The organism is Flavobacterium endophyticum (assembly GCF_003634455.1).
GTDB classification, from domain to species: Bacteria; Bacteroidota; Bacteroidia; order Flavobacteriales; family Flavobacteriaceae; genus Flavobacterium; species Flavobacterium endophyticum.
Genome location: NZ_RBLC01000002.1, coordinates 245,104 through 268,844 on the forward strand (window position 1 = coordinate 245,104; position 23,741 = coordinate 268,844).

Genomic DNA, 23,741 nt, shown 5'->3' on the forward strand with positions numbered 1-23,741 from the left:
AAGATTCTTTTTAATCTATCAATTCTTTATCAACTTAGCTTGGCTTTGCTGAGTTCCGGAAAAGACTTTCACAATATACAAACCACTTCCCAACTGGCTGCTATCTATAGTAATCGCTGTCGCGTTGAAAGTTTGGTTGTATAGTTCTTTACCTAAAGCATCGATGATGACCAAACGATCAATAGGCGAATCCGATACCACATGCAATGTGTTTTGCACCGGATTAGGATAAAGCTGTAGTGCTACTTTAGAATCTTGCTGTGGAATATCTAATACATTAGGACAAGGCACCAATACGGGTACAGTCGAACTGCTTGCCGTGCTGTTTACTCCTATTCCTAATCCGCCATGAAAGTTAGAACCCCAAGTCCATAGCTCACCGTTAGAATTTAAGGCGGCAGCACATTGGCTTCCTACACTAACCGATACCCAGTTATTTGCTGTCCCCAATTGCGTTAAAGCCACAGAAGTCTGGCTGGTCGTTCCTAATACCGTTCCTTCAAACCATAAGGTACCGTTAGGCTTGATAATGCCCAGCGTATTGTTTCCAACATCAGCGACATTCACATAGAACGGATTGTGATCCAGCGGGTCGCCGCTATTGGCCAGAATACCATTCGTCTTGACATCATAACTGGAGGAATTTCCTGTGGATGTATATTGGATGTTTGTGCCAAGCACTTTCTGTGCAGGATATTGCACGTCGCCAGCTATGGTCGCTCCCGCAGGCGCGTTCAGCATATTGTTCCTATTCCAGCCCCAGCCCCAAACGGTATGGTTTGTTTTAACAGCAACCGTCACGCGGTCGTGAGCAGACGCCTGTACCCAATCGCTATCCGGACTTATTTGTTCCGGAACCAGCACGTTTGGTCCGCTAGGAAAACCTATTAAGACAAAGTGCTCCGAACAGCCCCATCCCCAAAGCGTGCCGTTTTCTTTAATAGCAATAGAATGGTTTAGTCCTGCCGCAGCCGTTTTCCAGTCGGTATCCGTTCCTATCTGCATAGGATAGTTTCTGCTTGTCGTTGTCCCGTCGCCTAGCTGTCCTCTGTTGTTGCTTCCCCATGCCCATAAGGTACCGTCTGTTTTTATGGCCAGATTAAAAGCATAGATGCCGTCCATTCCGGCAAAAACTTCTTTCCAGTCGTTTGCGGTTCCGATTTGTACGGGCGAATTTTTAAGCACATTCGTTCCATCCCCCAGCTCTCCATTCGAATTTTTGCCCCAGGCCCAAAGCGTCCCATCAGCTGCAATCGCCGTAATATTGGCATAACCGACAGCGGCAGATTTCCAGCATTGCCCAAAGCTTGACGTTACAACTAGCATAAAAGCAAGTACGAGTAGTGTTTTTTTCATTAGAATGTACTGATATTTAGGGGATTGTTCTTCCGTTTTCAATCGCGAAGATAGAATAAAAACGGTAGGTCTTATATTAAGCTTTTGTAAATCCAGTAATTACTCCAATAAAAACTTCTTTCCTGCCTGTTTTGCGCTTTTTTGGATCAACCTCTACTCTTTTCTGACTGGAATTTATCCTGTTCCGAACACTAAAAATTAAAAAACCGCCTAAAATCACTTAGGCGGTTTTTAGTTTCCAGCGTTTTACTACGGCCGGAAACGGCAACAGGCAGCCTCTTGCAGCTGCCTGTTGTTTTTATTTCAGTGCATAGTTGATAAAACCTCCATCAACCAACAACTCCGCTCCTGTAATAAAGCTTGCCCCATCCGAAGCCAAAAACAGCACGGTATTGGCCACCTCATCAGGATGTCCTAATCGCTGCAATGCTGTAGCCGATGCCAGATGTCCTTTTGTCTCTTCAGGCACGGCCTTGTCTAGTCCAGGCGTTGCGATTGGTCCGGGGCTTACCATATTCACGCGTATTTTTCGTTCTGCCAATTCGTTTGCGGCAATTTGCGCAATTTTGTTGATCGCTCCTTTCGTAGCCGAATACGCGCTGGTTCCTAATCCTGCCGCCGTTGCTACGGTTGACGAAGTAAACAGTACAGAAGCTCCTTCTGCCAAATGCGGAAGCAGTTTTTGCAGCGTAAAGAAATGTCCTTTCACGTTGGTATTGAATTGGGCATCAAAATCAGCTTCGGTAACTTGCTCGATGGGTGCAAATACGGCAATGCCTGCGTTTAAGAAAAGAACATCTAGCTTGTTTCCGGTTGCGGCAATCACTTTCTCTAAGGCGGCAATGCCTTCCAAATTAGAAGTGTCAGAAACTACGGTCTTCAAGTTCGGACTGTTGATTTCTTCGGCAGATTTTTGCAGGTTCTCTGCATTCCTGCTTGTAATCCAAACGTTGGCTCCTGCTTTGATAAATGCTTTTGCTGTTGCTAATCCTATGCCTGTGCTGCCGCCTGTAATGACGACGTTTTTATTTGTAAAATCCATTGTAAAAAATTTAAATATTAGGACACAAAGGTAGCGCAGCTAAATGTATTTCCGTAACTTTGTAACGAAAAGTAACAGTAACATTAAAGTAACCAAGTAACTTATGTCGGAAAACGTTTGCTCTATAGAACATAAAAAAGAAATCATGGCGGTTCACGATGCAATGGACGTGCTCCACGGAAAATGGAAGATATCCATCATCTCTTCCGTCTGCTATTACAACAAAAGAAGATTCTCTGACATCTTAAACGACGTAAAAGGGATATCCAACAGAATGCTAAGCAAAGAATTAAAGGAACTGGAGATGAATAAGCTCCTAACACGCGAGGTTTTAGATACGCAGCCGATAACCGTTCAGTACCAACTAACCGAATACGGCAAGACCTTGCAGACTATCATCGACCATCTTGCTGAGTGGGGATTGGAACACCGAAAAGTAATTATCGGTAAATAAAAAGCAGTCAAGAAAAGCAGCCATACTGCTAGAAAAGGCAGTAAATACGACAACAAACTACCGGTTCTCTATAGAAAATAGATCTTTCTGGATAGCACTTACTGCAACCCTACATAACATCAGTTGCGTTCTGCACAGCATTAGGCAGGTTCTGTATAACATCGGTTAGGAGTCTGTATAGAAAAAGAAGACTTCTGTATTATATCACCCCCTGTTCTGCATAGCATCAGACAGTTTCTATATAACATCGTTCCTATTCTGTATTACATCAGTCAGGTTCTGCCGTAAAAAATGTTTTCTATACAGCAATTATAAAATTCGTATCAGAAAAAACCTTATGCGATACAGCACCACTCGAATGTGATACACACCGCTACGGATGCAGGTCAGAACGGAACAGAAACAGACACGCATTTCACATGTACTACCCTATAGCAATCTTTTCCAGTTCTAGCTGTCTGGTTTTTACAAAAGCAGCATTGGCAGTTCCCCACGCATCTATCTGGGCCAGCAGCGGAATAATAGTTTTTCCGAATGGCGTGACCTCATATTCTGATTTTTTGGGATACACTTCTTCCGCACATTTTTCGACTACGCCGTACGATAGCAGTTCTGCCAGCTGCATTTCAATGACGCGTCGTGACGCAATCCGAATGTCTTTTTGGATGTCGGTCGGTCGGGTGATGCCTCGGTTGATGGCATCGAGAATACAGAGCTTCCACTTGCCGCCGAATATCTTAAAGGCAACACGGATGCCGCAGTCTAAATCTTCTTCAATCTTATTGATATACATCGTTCTTTTTTTACTGCAAAATACGCCAAATAAATCAAAAATCTGCGACGTCCTGCCTACCGAATCTTTTTTCGGTTATTGCACAGGAGCTAGATTGTCAGGAATTTTGTACTGTAAAACAGCATTTAGTGTAACCCTTACGACATACGATAGAATCATGGCAACTACCAAGCTTTTAAAATTAGAAAAAACAGATCTCGGACCGTTATTTATATGGGTCCTTATTATCTTCTTGACCTGGCTCTTTATGCACGGCGCCGATCACTTTCTTTTGCTGACACCCGAAGCGCTCGGAAAGTACTTTAAGCTGAAATGGGTGCTTATCGCCCACATCACGGCGGGCGGCGGCGCGCTTGTATTGGGATTCGTTCAGTTTTGGCCCAAGCTCCGAAACTTTAGCTGGAAACTGCACCGTATCATCGGGTTCTTATACCTGCTGGCGATTCTCTTGAGCAGCAGCTGCGCGGTCATCTTGGCGTTTACGACCGCTTATGAAGTAAACTGGGCGTATGCTTTTTCGCTGCAGGTTTGGGTAACCGTCTGGATAAGCGCTACGGCCATCGCCTATTATGCGATCATCAAAAGAAACGTCAACCTTCACAAAGAATGGATGGTCAGGAGCTATATCGTGACCCTTGCCTTTATCATTTCCGGATTGGCGATAAAAATACCGTATGTGCAGAACCTGGGCACCTTTGCAGACATTTCGCCTTCGTTTTTTTGGATGGGATGGTCGGTACCTCTGTACGTCTACCAGATCGTGCTAAGCAGCAAAAAGAAGAAATAAGCAGTTCCGTACAGCAAAAAATAAAGAGGCCCAGTGCCTCTTTTCTTTTGTCTCCTTCTTCCTGTTGAATCAAATATTTCTTACTAAAAACAAAATTGTTGGATAAAAAAATTTACCTTTAGCACTCCTAGACAACCGTCTTGACCTATTGCACCACCATTAAAACTTAACGATCATGAATGCTTCAACTTCAGGAAATTCTAGAAAACAGACTCCCCTAGAACCCTTACAGATTTCTCAAATCAATTTTGAAAGCCTTGCTATAATAGGCATCACTAAGCCTTCTGAGCTTCTGACTCCGTTGGTATCTTCTGAGACTGAATTTAATAACAGCGGTGCGGTACGCCTTACTATCCGTATCGCGATTTTCATCCCTAAAACGCTATTGGGAAAAGCGCCTATCGAGCTGTACCAAGATTCAAATACAGAAGAAGCGAACGAACTCAAGCTGGTCGTAAAATACGACAGCGCCGAAGAAGAACCGAAAGAATACCATGCATGGTATGTCAGCTATACCCATGACATCAAGGAAGGCGAAGAAGAAATAAAACAGATCCGGACCGTTGTCGAGAATCTCCATTTTAAAGATGCCAATCCAAAAACGTCCAGAGGTACTGTAACTCACGTATTGCAAAGCTAAAGAACACAGATAAAACGTCTGCAGATGTTTTTATCGCCAACAGCAACACCCCAATGGTATCCAGAATTAAATTTGCCGCTTTTTCGCTCTTCTTTTTTCTTGCTTTTCCTCTTTTCGCGCAAGAAGCGCCCAACAGCGCCCTAGATTCGGCCATTAAGAAAAAGGCGCTTGACCATAAGAACAAGACTTCTTTTTATAAGGCGCAGGCTTTTTTCTTAGAGAAAAACTGGGATTCTACTTTGGTGTATTCCATGAAACAGCTGGCCGCAGAAAAGAATCCAGAGATTATCGATTATTGCCATTATTTCAGGGCTTTCAGCTTTAAAAGCAAGCGGCTGCTGCAGGAAGCACGCAAAGAATTCGCCCAAATTTCCAAAAACTTTCAATTTTATTATAAGGTCAGGCTCTATCTGGGCGAGATTGCTCTGGAAGAAAATGACTATGAAGGCGCCGTACGCTATTTTAAGGAAATCGAAAAGCTTCCCGAAACGGGAACGTATGATTTCAAACGGGGCGTGGTCTATCATAACCTCGGACTCTGCTACCTGCACCTGAAAAAGTTCGAAGAAGCCGATGCGTATCTGTCAAAAGGCTTCAAGGTACTGCAGGCCGAAAAAGATACGGTATCGCTTATCGGGTCGTATATGAACATTGCCAACCTGTATTATGAGCAGTATAAAGACGACCTGGCTATTCCGTATTTTGAAAAGGCGTATCACTTGTCCAAGAAGATAAAGGACGTGGAACTAAAGCAGAACACGGCGCTCAATATGGCCGTGGTAGCAGAAAACAGCAAAAACTTTCCGCAGGCCTTGGTCTACCGGAAAGAGTATGAAAGCTGGCGAGATTCGCTGAACGACCAGAACAAAGTATGGGCGATAGCCGAATTGGAAAAGAAATTTACCGTGAGGCAAAAGGAAAAGGAAATCAACATATTGGAAGCCGAGAACAAGCTGAAGATTGCGGAAAGAAACGGATTTTTCTATTCATCGGTACTGCTGCTCGTGCTGTTTGGCACGGGGATTTACTTCTACAGGCAGAAAATCAAAAGCAGCAAGATCATTCTTTCGCAGAAAATGAAGTTGGACGAGCTGAATGCGGCAAAAGACCAGCTTTTCTCTATTGTCAGCCATGACCTTCGCTCGTCGGTAAACGCATTGAAGACCAGCAATGCAAAGCTGCTGGAAAGCCTTGAAAACAAAAACTTCTCAGAACTCGATACCCTGCTGCAAAACAACAGCGCCATTGCCAACGGCTCGTATAACTTGCTGGACAATCTGCTGCATTGGGCACTGTTGCAGACCAAACAATTGTATTTCCATACGGAATCGGTACATTTGTTTTCGATCGTGCAGCAGATGGAATTGAATTACAGGCCGCTGATGCAGGACAAAGGCATCCGATTTGAAAATCTGGTCCCGAAAGGGCTGTATGCGCAGGCCGATCTGAATTCGCTAAAAATAATCCTGAGGAACTTGATGGATAACGCGATCAAGTTCTCGAATGAAAACGGACAGATTGTTATTCATGGCAGTGCTTCGGAAGCGTATTGTATCTTGACCGTAGAAGATTTTGGTTTGGGGATGAGTCCAGAAATACAGCAGGAATTGCTTGACGACAGCAGACTGGTTGCTAAAAAGGGCCACACGGAAAAAATTGGTACCGGACTCGGAATGCAATTGTGCAAATCGATGGTACAGAAAAACGGCGGGAAACTGCGGATTGAAAGCATCGAAAATCAAGGAACCAAAATAAGTATCGAATTGTTAAAGACCCAAAGAAATGAATAAGGTAAGCGTGCTGATTATTGAGGATACTCCGGCAGAAAGCGAGGCGCTCGTAAAAGTACTTACGGAAAATAACTATGCTATTGCCGGCGTTGCGACTACGTTTAGCGAAGCCTTGGCGTTGTTTTATAAGGAAACGGTCGACATCGTGATTATTGACGTCTTCTTGAACGGCTCGCCCGACGGGATTACTTTTGCGGAAACCATCAGCATTACTCCCGATATCTCCCGGCCTTTTGTTTTCTTGACGAGTTCTAACGACCGACAGGTTTTTGAGAGAGCCAAGCTTACCCGTCCGTTCAGCTTCTTGCTCAAGCCTTTCAACGAGCTGGAAATCTTATATGCGGTTGAAATGGCGGTCGAAAAGTTTTATGAGCAGACCAATGTATTCCTTAGCGAAGACCAGGATACGGTGCTGAGCGTCGATTCGCTGTTCATCAAAAAGAAGAATTCCCTCAAGAAAGTGCTAATTGACGATATCGTTTATATTGAAGTGGAAGAACGGTACTGCAACATCATCACGGAGCATGAAAAGTTCGTCATCATGATTTCGCTGACCAAGATCAGCGAGCTTTTGGAAAAGAACAAATTTGTCAAGACCCACCGGAATTATATCGTGAACGCGAGCAAGATCGAAGAAATCGTGCTGCACGACAATCTCGTCATCTTAAAAGGCAACCACAAGGTCACCCTGGGCGAAAAGCACAAAGATTTTATCAAGAAATTGAACATATTAAAATAAGGCGCTGCCTTCTTCTCTACTGACTCTTTCATTACCATGAAAGAGTTTTTTTATTCCTGCTATTTTCATGCATGGTTTTTTGTTTGCCCATGTCAATTTTTTTCGGACTCGTGTCATTTCTTCCCAAAAGGCCTGCCTAGCCCAGTAATTTTAGTTCAGAATACAAAAGAAAGCTAGCATCATTTGTTTCTGGGCTTATTTAAAGATCCCCCTTCCTATCAACCTACATGTGTTTACATGATTTACTCCACCGATATAGGACTTTATTTAGGTAAGCCATCATTGCACAGGGCGGAAGCCGAAAAACCCTAAAAATGAGTAGGCAACCAATAAACTATAACATGGCAAAATTAGCAAACGTAGAAGAAGGTGCCGTATACGAAGGATACGACAACTTATTCGCATCAGAATGGTGTACGCCATCCTTTTTAGGGTGTAGCGTATGTGTAGCGGCCAGCGCCGTTAAAGGTCAGGTAACGCTGACTATCGGTTTAAAGACTCCTTTTGGAAATGTAAGCAAAAGCTTCAGCTTCAACACAAACGTAAGCTATACGTGGCAGCCTTTTAGCAGATTCAAAATTACTGTGAGCATCACTAACTTTAACGAAGCTGGTGGTGTTTTTAGTTTTGACCTAGGGCTAAATCCATGTATCGATGTTCCTTTTGTAGGATGGAAATGCTTCAACTACACCCATCACTTTAGCGTGCCGTTGGCGCTTAATGGCATCGAGAACAATATCGACGATACGCAGTTTGCAAGCATCATAGCATTGCATGCCGGAAATGCGTTCGATTCTTCTTGCGGTTGTGATGATAAAGGGTCTTCTTTATTGCAAGGCGACATCTACAACAACTTCTTAAGAAGCCAAGGAGCAGCAGGTTTCCCTACTATTCCAATCACGCAGTGCTTGCCGATTCCTACAGTGCAGTGTATCCCTACGATTACCTCTTGCGTAACAGGGATTTCGCCAATCTGCAGCGCACAGCAAGACACTAGCAACTTAGGAGCCGGATTCCCGACAATTCCAATCACGCAATGTCTGCCGATTCCTACTGTTCAGTGTATCCCTACGGTTACGTCTTGCGTAACAGGGATTTCGCCAATCTGCAGCGCTCAGCAAGAGGCTAACGTTGGTGCTGGATTTCCGACAATTCCAATTACACAGTGTTTTCCGATTCCTACTGTAAAATGTATCCCAACCGTTACATCTTGCGTGACAGGAGTATCGCCTATCTGTCTTGCGCAGCAAGATGCTAACGCAGGCGCTGGATTTCCGACAATTCCGATTACGCAGTGTCTTCCGATTCCTACTGTAAAATGTATCCCAACCGTTACCTCTTGCGTAACAGGGATATCTCCTATCTGTCTTGCACAGCAAGAAGGTAACGTAGGCGCTGGATTTCCGACAATTCCGATCACGCAGTGTCTTCCGATTCCTACTGTAAAATGTATCCCAACCATTACATCTTGCGTAACAGGAATATCGCCTATCTGTCTTGCGCAGCAAGGAGGTAATAATGTAGGCGCTGGATTTCCGACAATTCCGGTAACACAGTGTTTTCCAATTCCTACTGTAAAATGTATCCCAACCGTTACATCTTGCATCACAGGAATATCGCCTATCTGTAGCGCACAGCAAGGAGGAAACAACTTAGGAGCTGGTATCATCCCTACGGAAACACCATTCCTATGTCCTCCAACATTGCCAGTATCATGTGCTCCAACGTTGCCGACATCTTGTTTTCCGACATTGACACCAACTTGTTTCCCACGTCCTACCCAGCCTGTTCTATGTCCTCCGACAGCTACAGGTCCGTGCAACACAAGCCCAGTGATCTGTCGTTATACAAACCAAGGCGGTTCTGAAGGCGTAAATGCAGCAGCGGTTCCGACCTTGCCTGTAGACCAATGTGTACCTACGGTATCTTGTATTCCAACTATATCTTGTATTCCAACTGTTTCTTGTACAGGAATACCATTTATCTGTTAAGAATGTTCTTTTTTATAGCCCGCAAGCGTAAATCTTGCGGGTTATTCTTATCAACCCTTAAAAAATGCCTACCATGCAATTAGTTCCAGAAAACGTATACCATTACCTGCGCAAACGGCAGCTCATTGATGAAGCCGCCGCTGTCAAAGGTCATTTTATGATACATCCTGTAGCGACCCGAAATACCATCTTGAAGGTAATCGTAGAACCTCATAATTCGCTTTTTGTCAAACAGACAGGGAATGATACTGTTGCCAAGAGCCTCTTCTTGAGAGAAGTGAGCGCCTACCAATTGTTTAAGAATGCCAAAGAATTTGCGCCTGTCGCTGCTATTGCCGCACCGCTCCTAGATTATGATGATGAGAACAACATCATGGTTTCTGAACTGCTATACAATGCAAGAAACCTTTCTGAGCACTATATGCTCACCCAAAACTTCGACGTATCTCTTGCCCAAGGGCAAGCTATTATATTGGCCGACTGCCATATCATGCCCAATGCCGGAACCGACGTATCTGCTTTTCCGAAACTGCTGCCGTGGGTACTGCAGCTCGACCGCCACAATGCCGATGCTTTTTTTGCAAACAGCGAGGCCAGCGCATCCGTCATACAGCTCATCAAAGACAACACCCTGCTGTTAAATGCTTTGAAAGAACTGGCTTCTTCATGGCAGTGTACGCACCTCATCCATGGCGATATCAAATGGATTAATTTCCTTGCGGTAGAAGACGAAAACGGATTGAGCCAAAGGCTGATCGATTGGGAACTAGCCGATATCGGCGACCCGATGTGGGACGTTGCCGGTCTTGTGCAATCGTATGTCACGGCTTGGCTTCTGGGATTTGACAACGGCAATCCGCACAGCACGGAATTGCCAGAATACATGAAGCTTTATGAAATCAAGAACATGCAGCCTTCTGCCCGCGCTTTTATCTATCAGTACCTAAAATCGAAGGGCTATCCCGAATCAGAGCATGCTGCTTTTTTTACAAGGCTGATGCAGTTTACCGCTGCCCGAATCATACAGACTAGCGTGGAAGGCATTACTTTCAACAGCAAGGTCGAAGCCAATAACATGCGCTGCATACAGCTTGCCTTTAATATCATGAAAGATCCGTTGGCAGCGTTGGACGAATTGTTTAACATAAAACTATACCATTATGTTTGAGGATAAGGCTGTTCTTAAAGAACTCGTCAGGCTTGCCAGCCAATTAGAAATCTATGCTACCCATCTTATCTTTAAAGGGAAGCGATATGAAACGGCACCTCAAGCTGCTGCGCCGCTGCTCACCAGCTTGTTGTATTCTGAATGTTATGCCTTAAAAGAGCGCTATCAGACAGGAATGGCTGCCATGCCGCAGCATTTTGCTGAGGATACGACACATTTTATCAATCTGCTTTCACAGAACAACCATAGCAAAGACAGGACCGAACCGGGCTGGACCATCAAAAACAATTATTCGAACGGACATGTGGAGGTTACAAGGCATACTGAAAGCCATATCGTTCCTTATAGTGCTTTGGGAGATTTGCCTTCCGGAACTTCGGCAAGTATCGGACAGACCGTTACCGTATTTTTTCCGAAAGAAGACCGGAACCGTCAGCCTACCTTTTATTACATCTTTAGCAATACAGGAATGGACATTTCCCAAAACCTGACCCGTATTTATTGGAACTGTACCAGCGAAGGCGCTCCGGTATTGATTGATGCAATTACGAAAAAGCTGAATTACTACGGCATTCCGTTTCTTTTCAAATGCCTTAATCATCCCACCCTCTATTTCCGCCGCGATGCCGCGGTGTTGTATGTGGAGGATATACTGATGCCGTTGCTCCAGCTGCTGTTGCCTGACATCTGCGAGACGATGGCGCCGTATTTGGAAGAGGACGTGCCTCTTTTCTCGTATGCTTATCGAAAAGGAGTCGGCATAGCCGAAAGTCCGAATACGCAGGAAAGCTTTGGCATGAACCGGATAGCCATCGTAGCGGATGTACTGCTGCAGGCGTTTCCAAAAAACCTGACTCCAGAAGAAACCGTTCAAGAGATTGCCGCGGCCTTTCTCCAGAAAGGAATCAACCCTAAGGCGACTTTCTTAAACAAAGGATCGAGAATCACATTTAACTAAAAGACAGCACACATGAACCCAATCGATAAAAACACTTTTCTTGATGCTGCCTGGAACATCGGCTGCCAGCTTATCAAGACCAGCACATGGCATGGCGACTCTTGCAACTGGCAAGGCTATTCCATCGAGGCTTTAAACGGACAATACCAAGGCGTCTGGAAAGCTTTTGGCTCCGACATTTATTCCGGAACGGCCGGCATCGCACTTTTCTTGACCGCTTTATATAAAGAAAAAAAGGATACTATCTTACTCAAGACCATTGGAGGCGCTGTCGAACAGATGAAGTCGACCATGTACCAAGCGCCTGAGCATGGCTTTTATGCCGGAAAACCGGGCATAGCCGCAGCATTGATTAAAATCGGAACAGAACTGGACCGCAAGGATTGGATCGAGGACGGCATCGCTCTTTTGCAGACCGTATCTTCTTCTTCGCTCCAATCGTATGAGATTGATGTCATAAGCGGCGCAGCAGGAACGATACCAGTGCTTTTAGAAGCGCATGAAGAATTCCAAAAGAAAGAATTTCTAGACAAGGCGGTGGCATTAGGGCATCTATTGTGCGATGCTGCCGTACAAAACGGCGAAGCTTGGTCTTGGGCCACGGTTCCGTCACAAAAAAATCTGACGGGCTTCTCGCACGGTTCGTCGGGTATAGCGTTGGCCTTGCTGCAGCTGTATGAAGCTACAAAAGAGAAACGGTTTTTGGCAGGTGCCGAAGGAGGCTTTACTTACGAAAGGCACTCTTTTGATGCTTCGCAGCAGAACTGGCCTGATTTCAGGGACGGGGTATCGACACCTACAGCAAAGGTCTGCGGCTTGGCTTGGTGCCACGGAGCGCCTGGCATTGCTCTTTCTAGGCTAAAGGCGAATCAGGTAAAAGCGGATGCTGTCTTTACGCAAGAAATGGAGGCCGCCTTGACAACCACTACGTCTAGCGTCTACCGTGTGCTTACCGACAACTTGAACAATACGAATTATTCTTTATGCCACGGAATCGCGGGCAATGCGGAAATTTTGCTGGATTGCGGCGGTACGGAATACCACCAGCTTGCGGAAGCAATAGGAACTGCGGGCATCCAGAAATACCAAAACAATAGGATTTCATGGCCTACTGGCTTGAATACGGGACAGTATACACCGGGACTGATGATGGGAATCGCTGGAACGGGTTACTTTTATCTTCGACTGTTTAATAAAAACCGACATCCATCTTTATTGCTTCCGGGGTTGTATAATTGATTAACAGCCTCTTTTTTCCCCAAAGCTTTAAGCAGCAATGCCTCTCGATGGAGAGGCATTGTTTTTTTATAATTTCTTGATGTAGCTTCCGTACAGGTCGTTGAACTGGTAGCCTTTGATGATTCGGTCCTTGCTGAGCTTGTTGTATTCGACCAAGCCCCAGAGCACGAATTCTTTCATGAAATAGGTATCTTCGGGCGCCAGATCGGGCTGGTATTTGGCAATCAAGGCTCTAAGCGGGATGATGGAATCCAATTGCTGTTTGTATTCGGCATCGGGCGCATCGTCTAGCAGCTCAAAGCCGCTTTCGTTGAAGAACCAGTCTATTATTTCTTTGTAAGGGCTTTTGTCTTCTTGTCTTTCTAGCTTTTCTATCTTAGGGAAATAAAGCGGGAAAAACGTCTTGATGGCATCGCCTATCAGATGTTGTGCTACTACTCCTGCTCCTTCTTGCTCGCCTTCGTAGACCAATTCTACTTTTCCGGTAATTGCAGGTATGATGCCCATAAAGTCGGCCAAGCGCAGCGTTGTTTTTTCTGCTCCTGCTTTAAGAGCGCGTCGTTCGGCAGTACTTAACAGGTTTTCAAAGGCAGTAATGCTCAAACGGGCACTGACACCGCTTTTGTTATCAATAAATTCGCTTTCACGTGCTTCAAAGCTGATCTGCTCTAGCAAGTCTTTGGCTATTGACGGAACGTGGATGAGATCGCTCTGGCGGCTGTCAAGATTGGATTCTTGTTCGGTAATCGTTCTCGCAATCTCGATGGTTTCTGGATAGTGCGTAAGTATCTGCGAGCCGATCCTATCTTTCAAAGGCGTCACGATGCTGCCTCTGTTGGTATAGTCTTCTGGGTTGGCCGTAAACACAAACTGCATGTCGAGGGCAAGACGTAATTTGAATCCGCGGATCTGGATATCGCCTTCTTGTAGAATGTTGAACAGTGCTACTTGGATTCGGGCTTGCAAATCGGGCAATTCGTTGATGACAAAGATGCAGCGGTTGGCTCTTGGTATCATTCCGAAATGGATTACTCGGTCATCGGCATACGAAAGCTTTAGATTGGCCGCTTTGATCGGGTCTACATCGCCAATCAGGTCGGCAACGGTAACATCTGGCGTGGCCAGCTTTTCAAAAAAGCGTTCGTCTCTGTGGATCCATGCAATCGGAGTATTATCTCCCTCTGCCGCAATCAGGTCTTTGGCAAATCGCGAGATAGGCTTCAGCGGATCGTCGTTGATTTCTGAGCCTGCCACAATCGGCATCCATTCATCGAGCAGCGTGATCATCAGGCGCGCCAGTCGGGTCTTGGCTTGACCGCGCAATCCTAAAAGGTTGATATTGTGTCGGGAAAGTATGGCTCTTTCGAGTTCGGGTATTACGGAATCTTCGTAACCGTGTACGCCATGGAAAACGGTTTCTCCTTTGCTTATTTTCTGGCGAAGGTTGTCGCGCAGTTCGTCTTTGATGCTTTTGGATTCATAGCCGGATTTTTTTAATTCTCCGAGGGTTTTTATAGTTGCTGCTTTCATTGTATCCTGTATTGTTTGCTTAAAAGCGGGCCTCCTTTGGCCTGCTTATTTTATTCTTTTTTTTCTGTTGGTTTCGTAATCTTCAAAAATCATTTCTCCTAATCCTTTCAGTCCGGTGTAGAACGCTTTTCCTTGGTTCGCTTCGGTAAAGTGATTGACAAACTGCTGTAGATAGGGATCGTTTGCAATCATAAACGTGGTAATCGGAATGTGGAGTTTTCGGGCCTGCTGCGCCATCGTATAGCATTTGTCTACGATGTATTCGTCGAGTCCGTTACTGTTCATGTAATACGAGCCGTCGCGTTCGCGAACGCAGCTCGGCTTTCCGTCGGTAATCATAAAGATCTGCTTGTTGGTGTTGCGCTTCCGGCGTAATAAGTCCATGGCCAGCTCTAATCCGGCTACCGTATTGGTATGGTACGGTCCGACCTTTAGATAAGGCAAGTCTTTGATGGCAATCGGCCAGGCATCGTTTCCGAACACCAAGATATCCAACGTGTCTTTCGGATAGCGTGTCGTAATCAGTTCTGCTAATGCCATAGCTACTTTTTTAGCGGGCGTGATACGGTCTTCGCCATACAGCACCATGCTATGGCTGATATCGATCATCAGTACCGTGCTCATCTGTGCCTTGAATTGGGAATCTTCTACCACCAAATCGTCTTCGGTCAGCTTAAAGCTGTCGATGCCGTTGTTGATCTGGGCATTTTTAAGGCTTTCGGTCAGCGAAATGCGTTCGAGGCTGTCGCCAAAGTGGAATTCCCGGAATTCTCCCGTATGTTCGTCGCCGCTTCCGGAATATTTGGTCTTATGGTTGCCCGAACCGCTTCGCTTAAGATTGCCGAAAATCTGGTCAAGGGCTTGCTGGCGTATGGCTCTTTCTGTTTTTGCCGTGATGGCAAGTCCGCCAGAACCGTCGTCTTTAATTTCTTCTCGTATAAATCCTTTCTTTTTTAAGTCTTCGATGAAATCATCGATAGTGTAGTTTGAATCGGTCAGTTTGTATTCTTTGTCTAGTTCGCGAAGCCAGTCTATGGCCTCGTCCAAATCGCCTGAAGTGTGCGTAATCAATTCTTTGAAAATCTCGAAGAGCTTATCAAACGGAGACAAATTTGGAGCTTCGTATTGCTTGAATAGAAAGCCTTTTCTTTTGTTAGTTTCCATAGAGGATAAAATTAATGCTTAATGGAATGTGTTGGCTTGAAACAGGTATTAATTTTTAGTTAAAATGAAACTGTGGGGAATTTCGAATTTCTTATTGGTTACAGTATTTGATTGTGCTTATTGTTAATTGAATTACTCTTATTGTTTGTGTATTGGTTTGTAAAGTTAGCTGCCTCGTTTGGATTGTCAGTTGCATAATTCAAACTATTGAAATCGGTCTTGGCTTTCTAAAGCGTTGCTGTTTGAGAATGTTGAGAAGTATTTTGCATAAATTTTTATTCCAGTAGGAATTGGAATAGCTTTGTGGCAAATTTTATAGCGTATGACAGATTATTTTCACGACCAAGCCTATTCTGATGAGGTCTATACGGAAGATGCTTTTAACTTGAGAGAATTTGAGGCATGTACTTTTACGGGTTGTGATTTTACGCGCTGCAACTTTATCGGCGTGGCGTTTACGGATTGTACTTTTATCAACTGCGATTTTAGCGGTGCCCGAATCAACCATGTGGCTTTTCGAGGCGTGAGTTTTATCGACTGCCAGGTATTGGACGTGAATTTTTCGATGTGTGACAAGCTGATCTTTGAGATTCATTTCAAGGATTGCATTCTTGATTTTGCCAAGTTTTATGACCTCAAGATGAAAGGCACTACGTTCACGAACTGCAGCATGATTGCGCTTGACTTTATGAATACGGACCTGACGAATGTATTGTTTGACAACTGCAACCTGCACAAGTCGGTTTTTAATAATACGACGGCTATCAAGGCTGATTTTACGACGAGTTATAATTTCTCTATCGATCCGGACAAAAATAAAATCAAAAAAGCCAGCTTTTCATTAGCTGGCTTGAAAGGTTTGCTGGATAAGCACGAATTAGTCATTCGCGGCTGATTATCCGTGTATGGTTTCGCTTTTTCCGTAATTTTCAATGATGGAGGCTTCAAACTCGAGCCATTCTCTCCAGCGTTTCTCGACATCGATTCCGTGGCCGTATTTTCGGGCATAGGTAATAAATGTGGTGTAGTGTCCGGCTTCGCTTTCCATCAGCTCCCAATAGAATTTGGATAGTTCTTCGTCTTTGATGTTTTCTGAAAGCACTTTAAAACGTTCGCAGCTTCTGGCTTCGATCATGGCAGAAAAGAGCATTCTTTCTACGAATCCGGAGACACGGCTTCCGGTATTGCTGCGTTTCATGTATTGTGCCAGCTCGCCTACGTATTCGTCTTTGCGCTCGCGGCCTAACGTGAGTCCTCTTTTTTTGATGATGTTATGCACCATCTCAAAATGCTCGATTTCTTCTTTTGCCAACGCCAGCATATCAGTTACCAAATCTGGGTATTCTGAATTGATGGTAATAATCGTGATCGCATTGGAAGCGGCTTTCTGTTCGCACCAAGCATGATCTGTCAGGATTTCTTCAATGTTTTTCTCAACAATATTTACCCATCTTGGGTCGGTCGGCAATTTTAGACGCAGCATAGACATAGTGACTGTTTTAGGTTGCAAATTTAGGGATTTGTTTTGAATTGCGCTATAAGGTTCTGAGGCACTAAGGTGTTGAGGTACTAAGATTGCTTCTGATTATAAACGCTAAAAGGAGCTTCGGCTTGGCCTTGCTCCTTTTAACTACTGAACTCAAATTGCTAATTCTTGACTCTGTTCTGCTCGCTTTCTGAGCCTGTGCTTTCATGTTCTTCTCTGGCTTTGAAAGATTTCCCAAAGCTATAGGTGAAAGTCAGGGCCGCAAAACGGGTATCTCCTTTGTTTTTATAGGTGGCATCGGTGAGCTTGAGGTTGTTGATGGTTCCGGTGTTGATGTTGGTATAAAAAATATCATTGACAGCGAACTTTAGGCTGCCTTTTCCTTGTAGTATCTTTTTTTGGACGCCTAAGTTTACGGCGCCTCGTGCTCCGACAGTAAATTGTGCGGATTCTATTTTTGAGGTATACCTGCCGCTTATTTCTCCCGACCATCCGTCTTTAAACTTCAAGCGATTCAGTACAGAAACAAACCAGAAAACTCCTTGCGTGTCAAGATTTTCTGTATAGAGCTGGCTCTTATAACTGGTATGTACCAATTCTGAATAGAGGTTTGTAGACAGCCAGTCGTTTATAGTCAGGTCTGAATTGACGTTGATGCTGAGCGCTTGACTCTTGCCGATATTTCCGGGACGGCTGTAATAGATTCCGTCATTAATTTCGATCGTCTCGTTGATTTCGTCTTCAGAATTCATGTAAGTTAGCGTGGTAGAAAACAGGCTTTTATAATTATACGAGAGCTCCACATTGTGTGAAAACGAAGGATTTAGATACGGGTTTCCGGAATAGTAGGTAAACTTATCCAACGGGCTCAAGAACGGGTTCAGGTCTTGAAAATAGGGACGGTTGATTCTTTTGCCGTAAGAAACTACCATCTGGTTGTTGCCCACCGAATCTAATTTATACGACACAAAGAGCGTCGGAAAAAGATTGGTATAGTCTTTCTTGAATCGTGATGCAGGCTTGACGATGTTGCCCAGCTGATTTCCTTTTGAGATTGTAGTCTCGAGCCTCCATCCTGTCTGGAACGAAAAGCGCTTGAAGTTTTGACTGTAATTAATATAGAGGGCATTGATTGTTTCGTCGTATTTGAAATGGTTACTGCTATCGTAATTGGGTACAGGAATATTATCGACAACATCGGCATAGTCGGCGATATTGTCGGTTTTTGAATAGCTGATCTTGTAGCCCGCTTCAAGCTTACCTTGATTTTTAAAAGGATGCGTATAATCGGACTTAAAAGTATAAATGCTAATATTCGACGGCAAATGGCCTCTCAACTCGTCTTGTTCTGAAAGCGTATTATCGGGCTGATAGATGTAATTCTTAAAATTCTGGTCGATCTCGTTTTCGTATTTTATATAATCGGCATCCATCGTGATTTTCCTTCCGATGGTATCAAATTCATGACGGAAATTCAGGTTTACGCCTGCATTCTTGAATTTGTTGTCTTCTCTATTGTCGGCTATAATAGTAGAATCTAAAACACCAAAGGCATTCGTAAGGCTGCTTTTGCCAGATTTTTTTTCTTTGCCGGATTTGAGCAGCCCGATGAGGCTCATTCCGAAAGTCGATTTTTCAGAAGCATAATAATCCATCCCAATCTTAGCATTACCCGTAGTGACCTTATTTCTCATAATAGTATTCTGGTCGAAAAGGCTTTTGGTGCTTCCGTCTTCGTTTTTATATCTTCTAAAAATATCGAGATCGTTGACAAATTTTTGATTGGCATAGTTTACATTCCCGAAAAGACGGATCTTATTGTCGGTGTAATTAAGATTCAGTCCATCTCGATAATGGGTTCTTTTTCCTTGGGAAATTCGAGAGGTCACGCTTCCGTTAAAACCTCTGGCCTTGCTTTTTTTGGTCTTGATATTGATTACGCCAGCGCTTCCGGCAGCATCATACTGTGCGGGAGGATTGGTCATGATTTCGATCTGATCTAGCGTGCTGGCAGGCAGTGATTTTAGGTAGACTTCCAAATCGGCTCCAGATAAATAGGTCGGCTTGTCGTCTATAAAAACCATGACGCCGGATTTTCCTTTAAGCTTGATGGTTCCGTTTTCTTCCACGATAATTCCGGGCGATTTTTCAAGGACTTCCATCGCATCTGCTCCTGCGTTTGAAATCATGGCATCGACATTAACGACCGTACGGTCTATCTTTCTTTCGACAAAGTTTTTTTGTTTTTGGATGACGACTTCGTTAAGCGTATTGGCTTCTGAAGGCTGCAGGTTAATTTCTCCTAAAGAAACGGATTCTTGGGCGACTGCGATTGACTGGCTTTCGTATTTGGTATAGCCAAGATATTCAATGGAAATTTTATAGTTGTTTTGTTTGAGGCTGGAAAATTCAAAGCTTCCATCTTGATCAGAGAATTGTGTCTTGACCAGCGAGTTGTCTTCTGCCAAAAGAAGCGACACTACTGTCGCTTCAAGTGGGCTATGACCCGTTCCTGTAATTTTTCCAATGATTTTCCCAGACGATTGGGCTCCGGCAATTCCGGAATAGAGCAGCAAGAGGCTGGCCAGTTTTTTTAGCATTTTGATTGATTGATTTGATGATGATTGAAACTCTGCTTGATTAGGGCATTTTAGTTTTTCTAAGCTTTACATTTTGCTGCAAGGTCTTGCGCGGTTACGTCATAATTATAATAAACAGCACTAATGTTTGGCTTTAGGTATTTTTTTAATTGGTTATGAACTGTTCCTGTAATGGCTTTTCCGTTTACGATGATACTATCGTGCGAAAGCTTATAGGATAGGTTGTCTGTGCTCGCGATAGCTTTTTCTTTGGCCAAGACTTGGATAATCTGTCTGCTCAGATTATCTGTATCGTTTGGAATGACGATGTTGCCTGTCCTTTTATCTTTGGCTTCTCTATTATAGTTTCTGTAAAGGCTGTCTTGGTTGTATTTTATTTTTTGCAAGTTGTATTTTTCCTGTGTAGCACGCTTGATTTCAAACATTTTAGCTCTTTCCAATTGAAGTTTGGCTTTTTGGTTTACCAGCCACATTTCTTTCTTACTGTTCGACATTTCATCTTTTTTAGACTGAATGGCTGCTATGCGTTTTTCGCTTGCTTTTATTTTGCGTTCGGCACGTTCGTTGTTCGCTTGGATCCTGCTGTTCATGGCATCTTGTCTGCTTATCACGTAATTCTGTCCTGTTGCAATAGGCTCTGCTTTGGCTAGAGGAGCAACGTTCGTGTTCGGCATAACACACACACCTGATGCTTGTGCTTGCTCAAAAGTCATCGGCCTTATGGGCTGAAAAGTAGCTCCTGTAGTTGTTCTGTATTTATCCGCTTCTACTCTTGCTTTTTCAGCTTCTTTTCGGGCTTTTTCAGACTCTTTTCTTGCTTTCTCAGATTCTTTCCTTGCTATTTCGCTTTCTTTTCTAGCTTTTTCATGTTCTTTTCGGGCCAATTCGTGTTCTTTTCGGGCTTTTTCAGCATCAAGTTGTGCTTGTATTGCTTCTGCGTGGTATTGTTTGACTTCTTCTTCAGAAATTGTTCCTTCTTTTAAGGCTTTTTGCGCTTCATCTGCGGCAGCAACTGCTTCTATTCTAAATGTCTCAGCTTCTACTTTTGCGATGGCAGCTTCTTTTTGTGCTGCCTGTGCTTCCATTTTTACTTGTTGGATTTCTTCTTCCGTCAGCAGGTTATCTTTCGTCAGGTTTTTCAAGTAGGCTATCTCCGTATTCTCCTTTTCGGCTGTTTTTGCGGCTGTAGCTTTAGTATTTGAACAAGCAAAAGAGAAGGTTATAATCACGATAATGCAGATCGAAAGAAACGTTTTTTCTATCGTGTTTAATGACTTGTTGTTGTCTTGAACGATACGTTTGGCTCTTTCTAAAAGCTGGTTTTTATTTTTCCCAAAGCCTAGCGCCAATTGGTTTTGTTTCATGTTGTATTCTTGGAAAGAAACCAAGGCATGGATGAAATTGGATTTGCTTTTAGTAATTCCGACAGCGATATCATCACAGCAGTTTTCTCTTTCTTCTTTGATCAATGAGGATATCCACAGAAGTCCAGGGTTGAAAAAGAACAAGATTTCAGCAAAGCTCTGAAGCAGGTTGATAAAATAGTCTTTGCGGCGGATGTGTGCCAATTCGTGCAACAATATCGCCTCAATCTGGTCTTGCGGCAGATTGGAAAGCAGTCCTACAGGGATGAGGATAATCGGCTTGAAGAAACCGGTAACAGAGGGAACCTTAACGAGTTGGGATTCCAAAAGAACGATATGTTTCTTGATATTCAGCTTTTCGCTTAATTCTGCTACTCTTCTGTTCCAATAGTCTGGAGCATCTTGAGTCCTGTAGTTTCTTATTCTGTAGATATTGCTCAAGCTTCTGAAAATACCAAAGCATTTTACAGCAAAAATCAAAAACCAAACGACCACGATTGTAGCGGCATATTCATTAAGATAACCGACTACTGCCTGAAAATAATTTGGCGTGTTTGCTACAGCCAAGGTTTCTGCATCTAAGGCTCCGGCAGTAATTATAGCACCGCCAGAAACGGCTGTTTCTTGCTGATATTCGTAACTAAATGTAAATCCAACGCTAATCATAAAGGCAAGGAATAGTCCTGATAGCCAGTTATAGCGTAAGGTTGCTTTGGATTTTTTCGTAAACACTATCACCAATCCGGCAAAAATTGCCAGAACCAATCCTTGCCACACAGAATGTACCAGTGTCCAAGAAATCGCTTTCAATAAATTTTCATTTGGCATTATCATAGTCGAAAATTTTAAGTTGCTACTCGTTTTCTAATTTGTCTAATAAGTTTCGAATTTCTTCGATTTCTTCTTTTGAAGTTTTTTTGTTTCCTAACAGCTGCATCATCAAGCTGCTGCTGGAACCATTGTACATCGCGTCTACAAATTTTTCGAGAAGAAAGCCTTTTGTTTTTTTCTCTTCTATTGCCGGACTGTAGACGTGTTTCATTTGGGTCTTATCGCTGACAAGCATTCCTTTTTCGGTCATGATCTGCATCAATTTCAGGGTTGAGGTGTATTGTACAGATCGTTTCTGCTCGTTGAGCTGGTCGTTTACAAATCGTACTGTTGCTGGCCCTGATTGCCATAATACTTGTAAGATTTCTAATTCTGATTTTGTGGGTTCTGACTGCATATCCTTTTCTATTTAATTTTTATTGCTTCTTTTCGTACCGACAGCTGCGGCTGTGTGACGATGTATTTGGCGATCTTATTGTTGTCTGCGACAAATTCGTAGAAAACTTCGGGCTGGTAGCCGTCTGCCAAGAACTTGTTTTCGGCAATCGGAATAAGCTCTATTTTAGATTCGGGATTCAGCCTTACATAGAGCTTGCCTTGGTCTAAAAACAATTCTCTTTCGTCTCCTTTTTCGTTTTTATAGGTGCCTGCCACTTTTTCTACTTTCTTACGGTCTGCTTTGTAAAGAGTTCCGAACAGGATGTTTTTGACTTGCTTCTGCGGAATTTTTGTTTTTCTTGACGATACATTCTGCAACAAAATTATCGTATAGTCGCGATCGAGATAGCGGGCGATATACGTTACATATCCAGACCAGCCTCCGCTGTGCGATGCGACCTTTCCGTAAATTTCGCTGGATGATATACCCCATCCGAAACCATAATTGGTAGGCAGCTTGTCTTTGGTCGTATAGGAACTGAATATCAATTCTTTGTCTTTTTCATTGACCAGCTTGTTTGTATATAAAGCTCTGTCCCATAACAAAAGGTCTGATGCTGTAGAATTGACCATTCCATCGCCTACGATTCCGTCAAGATAAACAGTATAGTATTTTTTACCCATATCATCTGGAAAAATGAATTGCTTAAGGCTATCGGAATAGATGTGCCCGTGGGTGATATTCTGTATTCTCTCTGGCTTATACCATCTTCTGTAGACTCTCGTGTCTTTCATCTTTAATGGCTTGAAGATGTTTTCTTGCAGGTAGTCGCCATAACTTTGCTTAGATGCTCTTTCAATAATCGTAGCCAGTAACGCATAACCGGTATTGCTGTACTCGTGTTTTTCGTCTGGCTTGAATAAGACTGCTGGTTTCAGCTTGACAAATAAATCGATAATAGTCTGGTTGGTAGCGAAATCGTCGTTATTTTCTTCTTGGCTCATCAGCTCCATATAATCAGGAAGCCCTCCTGTATGTATTAGCAGGTTTTTTATCGTAATATCATTATACATCGATAATTCTGGCAGGTATTTGCTGATTGGGTCGTCATAAGAAAGCTTTCCTTGTTTTTGTAAAAGAACGATTCCCATGGCAGTAAATTGTTTCGTGACAGAAGCTAATTCAAAAACGGAATTGCTTTTTAGCTTTTCTTTGGTCTTGAAATCGGCATATCCCACTGATCTTTCATAGATGACTTTGCCTTTTTCTGCAATCAAGACATTCCCGTTAAAAGAGCTGTCTTTTTCAACTGCTATGAAAAGGCTGTCCAATTTTTCAGCTTTTGTTTGCGCGATGGCCGCTTGAACTAAAAATAAGGCGGAAAGTGTAACTAATTTTATCATTTGTTTTTTGATTGATTGGTTTGATTG

General features: G+C 43.5%; 20 protein-coding genes. 10 read left to right on the forward strand and 10 right to left on the reverse strand.

Annotated features, from left to right (window positions below):
• Positions 1-18: 18 nt before the first annotated feature.
• Complete coding sequence (locus CLV94_RS10735; protein ID WP_147406617.1) at positions 19-1,356, reverse strand: T9SS type A sorting domain-containing protein; 1,338 nt, start codon at positions 1,354-1,356, stop codon at positions 19-21.
• A gap of 298 nt (positions 1,357-1,654) precedes the next feature.
• On the reverse strand, positions 1,655-2,398 hold the full coding sequence (locus CLV94_RS10740) for an SDR family NAD(P)-dependent oxidoreductase (protein WP_121376486.1): 744 nt from the start codon (positions 2,396-2,398) through the stop codon (positions 1,655-1,657).
• 103 nt (positions 2,399-2,501) lie between these two features.
• Between CLV94_RS10740 and CLV94_RS10745 the strand changes: the two genes are divergently transcribed.
• Positions 2,502-2,852, forward strand: a complete 351-nt coding sequence (locus CLV94_RS10745) for a winged helix-turn-helix transcriptional regulator (protein ID WP_121376487.1) — start codon at positions 2,502-2,504, stop codon at positions 2,850-2,852.
• A 424-nt stretch (positions 2,853-3,276) separates the two neighbouring features.
• Here CLV94_RS10745 and CLV94_RS10750 read toward each other — a convergent pair whose 3' ends face one another.
• Complete coding sequence (locus CLV94_RS10750) at positions 3,277-3,645, reverse strand: winged helix-turn-helix transcriptional regulator (RefSeq protein ID WP_121376488.1); 369 nt, start codon at positions 3,643-3,645, stop codon at positions 3,277-3,279.
• A 157-nt stretch (positions 3,646-3,802) separates the two neighbouring features.
• Here CLV94_RS10750 and CLV94_RS10755 point away from each other — a divergent pair, with 157 nt between their 5' ends.
• The 8 genes from CLV94_RS10755 to CLV94_RS10790 all read left to right on the forward strand — a co-directional run bounded on the left by CLV94_RS10755 (position 3,803) and on the right by CLV94_RS10790 (position 12,957).
• Complete coding sequence (locus CLV94_RS10755) at positions 3,803-4,432, forward strand: DUF2306 domain-containing protein (protein WP_121376629.1); 630 nt, start codon at positions 3,803-3,805, stop codon at positions 4,430-4,432.
• Between the two features lie 175 nt (positions 4,433-4,607).
• Positions 4,608-5,072 carry a hypothetical protein gene (locus CLV94_RS10760; protein ID WP_121376489.1) on the forward strand — a complete coding sequence of 155 codons (465 nt, stop codon included), beginning with the start codon at positions 4,608-4,610 and terminating at the stop codon, positions 5,070-5,072.
• A gap of 53 nt (positions 5,073-5,125) precedes the next feature.
• Positions 5,126-6,862: a tetratricopeptide repeat-containing sensor histidine kinase gene (locus tag CLV94_RS10765; protein ID WP_121376490.1), complete on the forward strand. Its 1,737-nt coding sequence runs from the start codon at positions 5,126-5,128 to the stop codon at positions 6,860-6,862.
• On the forward strand, positions 6,855-7,601 hold the full coding sequence (locus CLV94_RS10770) for a LytR/AlgR family response regulator transcription factor (RefSeq protein WP_121376491.1): 747 nt from the start codon (positions 6,855-6,857) through the stop codon (positions 7,599-7,601). The genes CLV94_RS10765 and CLV94_RS10770 overlap by 8 nt, the downstream gene beginning before the upstream one ends.
• Positions 7,602-7,942: 341 nt before the next feature.
• Positions 7,943-9,592 carry a hypothetical protein gene (locus tag CLV94_RS10775; RefSeq protein ID WP_147406618.1) on the forward strand — a complete coding sequence of 550 codons (1,650 nt, stop codon included), beginning with the start codon at positions 7,943-7,945 and terminating at the stop codon, positions 9,590-9,592.
• Between the two features lie 73 nt (positions 9,593-9,665).
• Positions 9,666-10,760, forward strand: coding sequence for a phosphotransferase family protein (locus CLV94_RS10780; protein ID WP_170148784.1), 1,095 nt, complete (start codon positions 9,666-9,668; stop codon positions 10,758-10,760).
• Positions 10,753-11,718 (forward strand): T3SS effector HopA1 family protein, encoded by a 966-nt coding sequence (locus CLV94_RS10785; protein WP_121376494.1) that lies wholly within the window; start codon positions 10,753-10,755, stop codon positions 11,716-11,718. The genes CLV94_RS10780 and CLV94_RS10785 overlap by 8 nt, the downstream gene beginning before the upstream one ends.
• A gap of 12 nt (positions 11,719-11,730) precedes the next feature.
• On the forward strand, positions 11,731-12,957 hold the full coding sequence (locus CLV94_RS10790) for a lanthionine synthetase LanC family protein (RefSeq protein WP_121376495.1): 1,227 nt from the start codon (positions 11,731-11,733) through the stop codon (positions 12,955-12,957).
• Between the two features lie 66 nt (positions 12,958-13,023).
• Here CLV94_RS10790 and CLV94_RS10795 read toward each other — a convergent pair whose 3' ends face one another.
• Together CLV94_RS10795 and CLV94_RS10800 are read right to left on the reverse strand one after the other, a co-directional pair.
• Positions 13,024-14,487, reverse strand: a complete 1,464-nt coding sequence (locus CLV94_RS10795; RefSeq protein WP_121376496.1) for an AAA family ATPase — start codon at positions 14,485-14,487, stop codon at positions 13,024-13,026.
• A gap of 45 nt (positions 14,488-14,532) precedes the next feature.
• The gene (locus CLV94_RS10800) at positions 14,533-15,651 is read right to left on the reverse strand and encodes a vWA domain-containing protein (protein ID WP_121376497.1); all 1,119 of its coding nucleotides are present in this window, start codon (positions 15,649-15,651) and stop codon (positions 14,533-14,535) included.
• 322 nt (positions 15,652-15,973) lie between these two features.
• Between CLV94_RS10800 and CLV94_RS10805 the strand changes: the two genes are divergently transcribed.
• Positions 15,974-16,546 carry a pentapeptide repeat-containing protein gene (locus CLV94_RS10805; RefSeq protein WP_121376498.1) on the forward strand — a complete coding sequence of 191 codons (573 nt, stop codon included), beginning with the start codon at positions 15,974-15,976 and terminating at the stop codon, positions 16,544-16,546.
• Here CLV94_RS10805 and miaE read toward each other — a convergent pair whose 3' ends face one another.
• The 5 genes from miaE to CLV94_RS10830 form a co-directional block, all read right to left on the reverse strand.
• Entirely contained in the window at positions 16,547-17,134 is a 588-nt protein-coding gene (gene miaE / locus CLV94_RS10810) for a tRNA-(ms[2]io[6]A)-hydroxylase (protein ID WP_170148787.1), read from the reverse strand. It abuts the gene before it with no gap.
• A gap of 164 nt (positions 17,135-17,298) precedes the next feature.
• A complete protein-coding gene (locus CLV94_RS10815) occupies positions 17,299-19,737 on the reverse strand; it encodes a TonB-dependent receptor (protein WP_121376500.1) in 2,439 nt (812 codons plus the stop codon).
• Between the two features lie 59 nt (positions 19,738-19,796).
• Positions 19,797-21,935 (reverse strand): M56 family metallopeptidase, encoded by a 2,139-nt coding sequence (locus tag CLV94_RS10820; protein WP_121376501.1) that lies wholly within the window; start codon positions 21,933-21,935, stop codon positions 19,797-19,799.
• Between the two features lie 19 nt (positions 21,936-21,954).
• Complete coding sequence (locus CLV94_RS10825; RefSeq protein WP_121376502.1) at positions 21,955-22,329, reverse strand: BlaI/MecI/CopY family transcriptional regulator; 375 nt, start codon at positions 22,327-22,329, stop codon at positions 21,955-21,957.
• Positions 22,330-22,337: 8 nt separating this feature from the next.
• Positions 22,338-23,714, reverse strand: a complete 1,377-nt coding sequence (locus CLV94_RS10830) for a serine hydrolase domain-containing protein (protein ID WP_121376503.1) — start codon at positions 23,712-23,714, stop codon at positions 22,338-22,340.
• Positions 23,715-23,741: the final 27 nt, after the last annotated feature.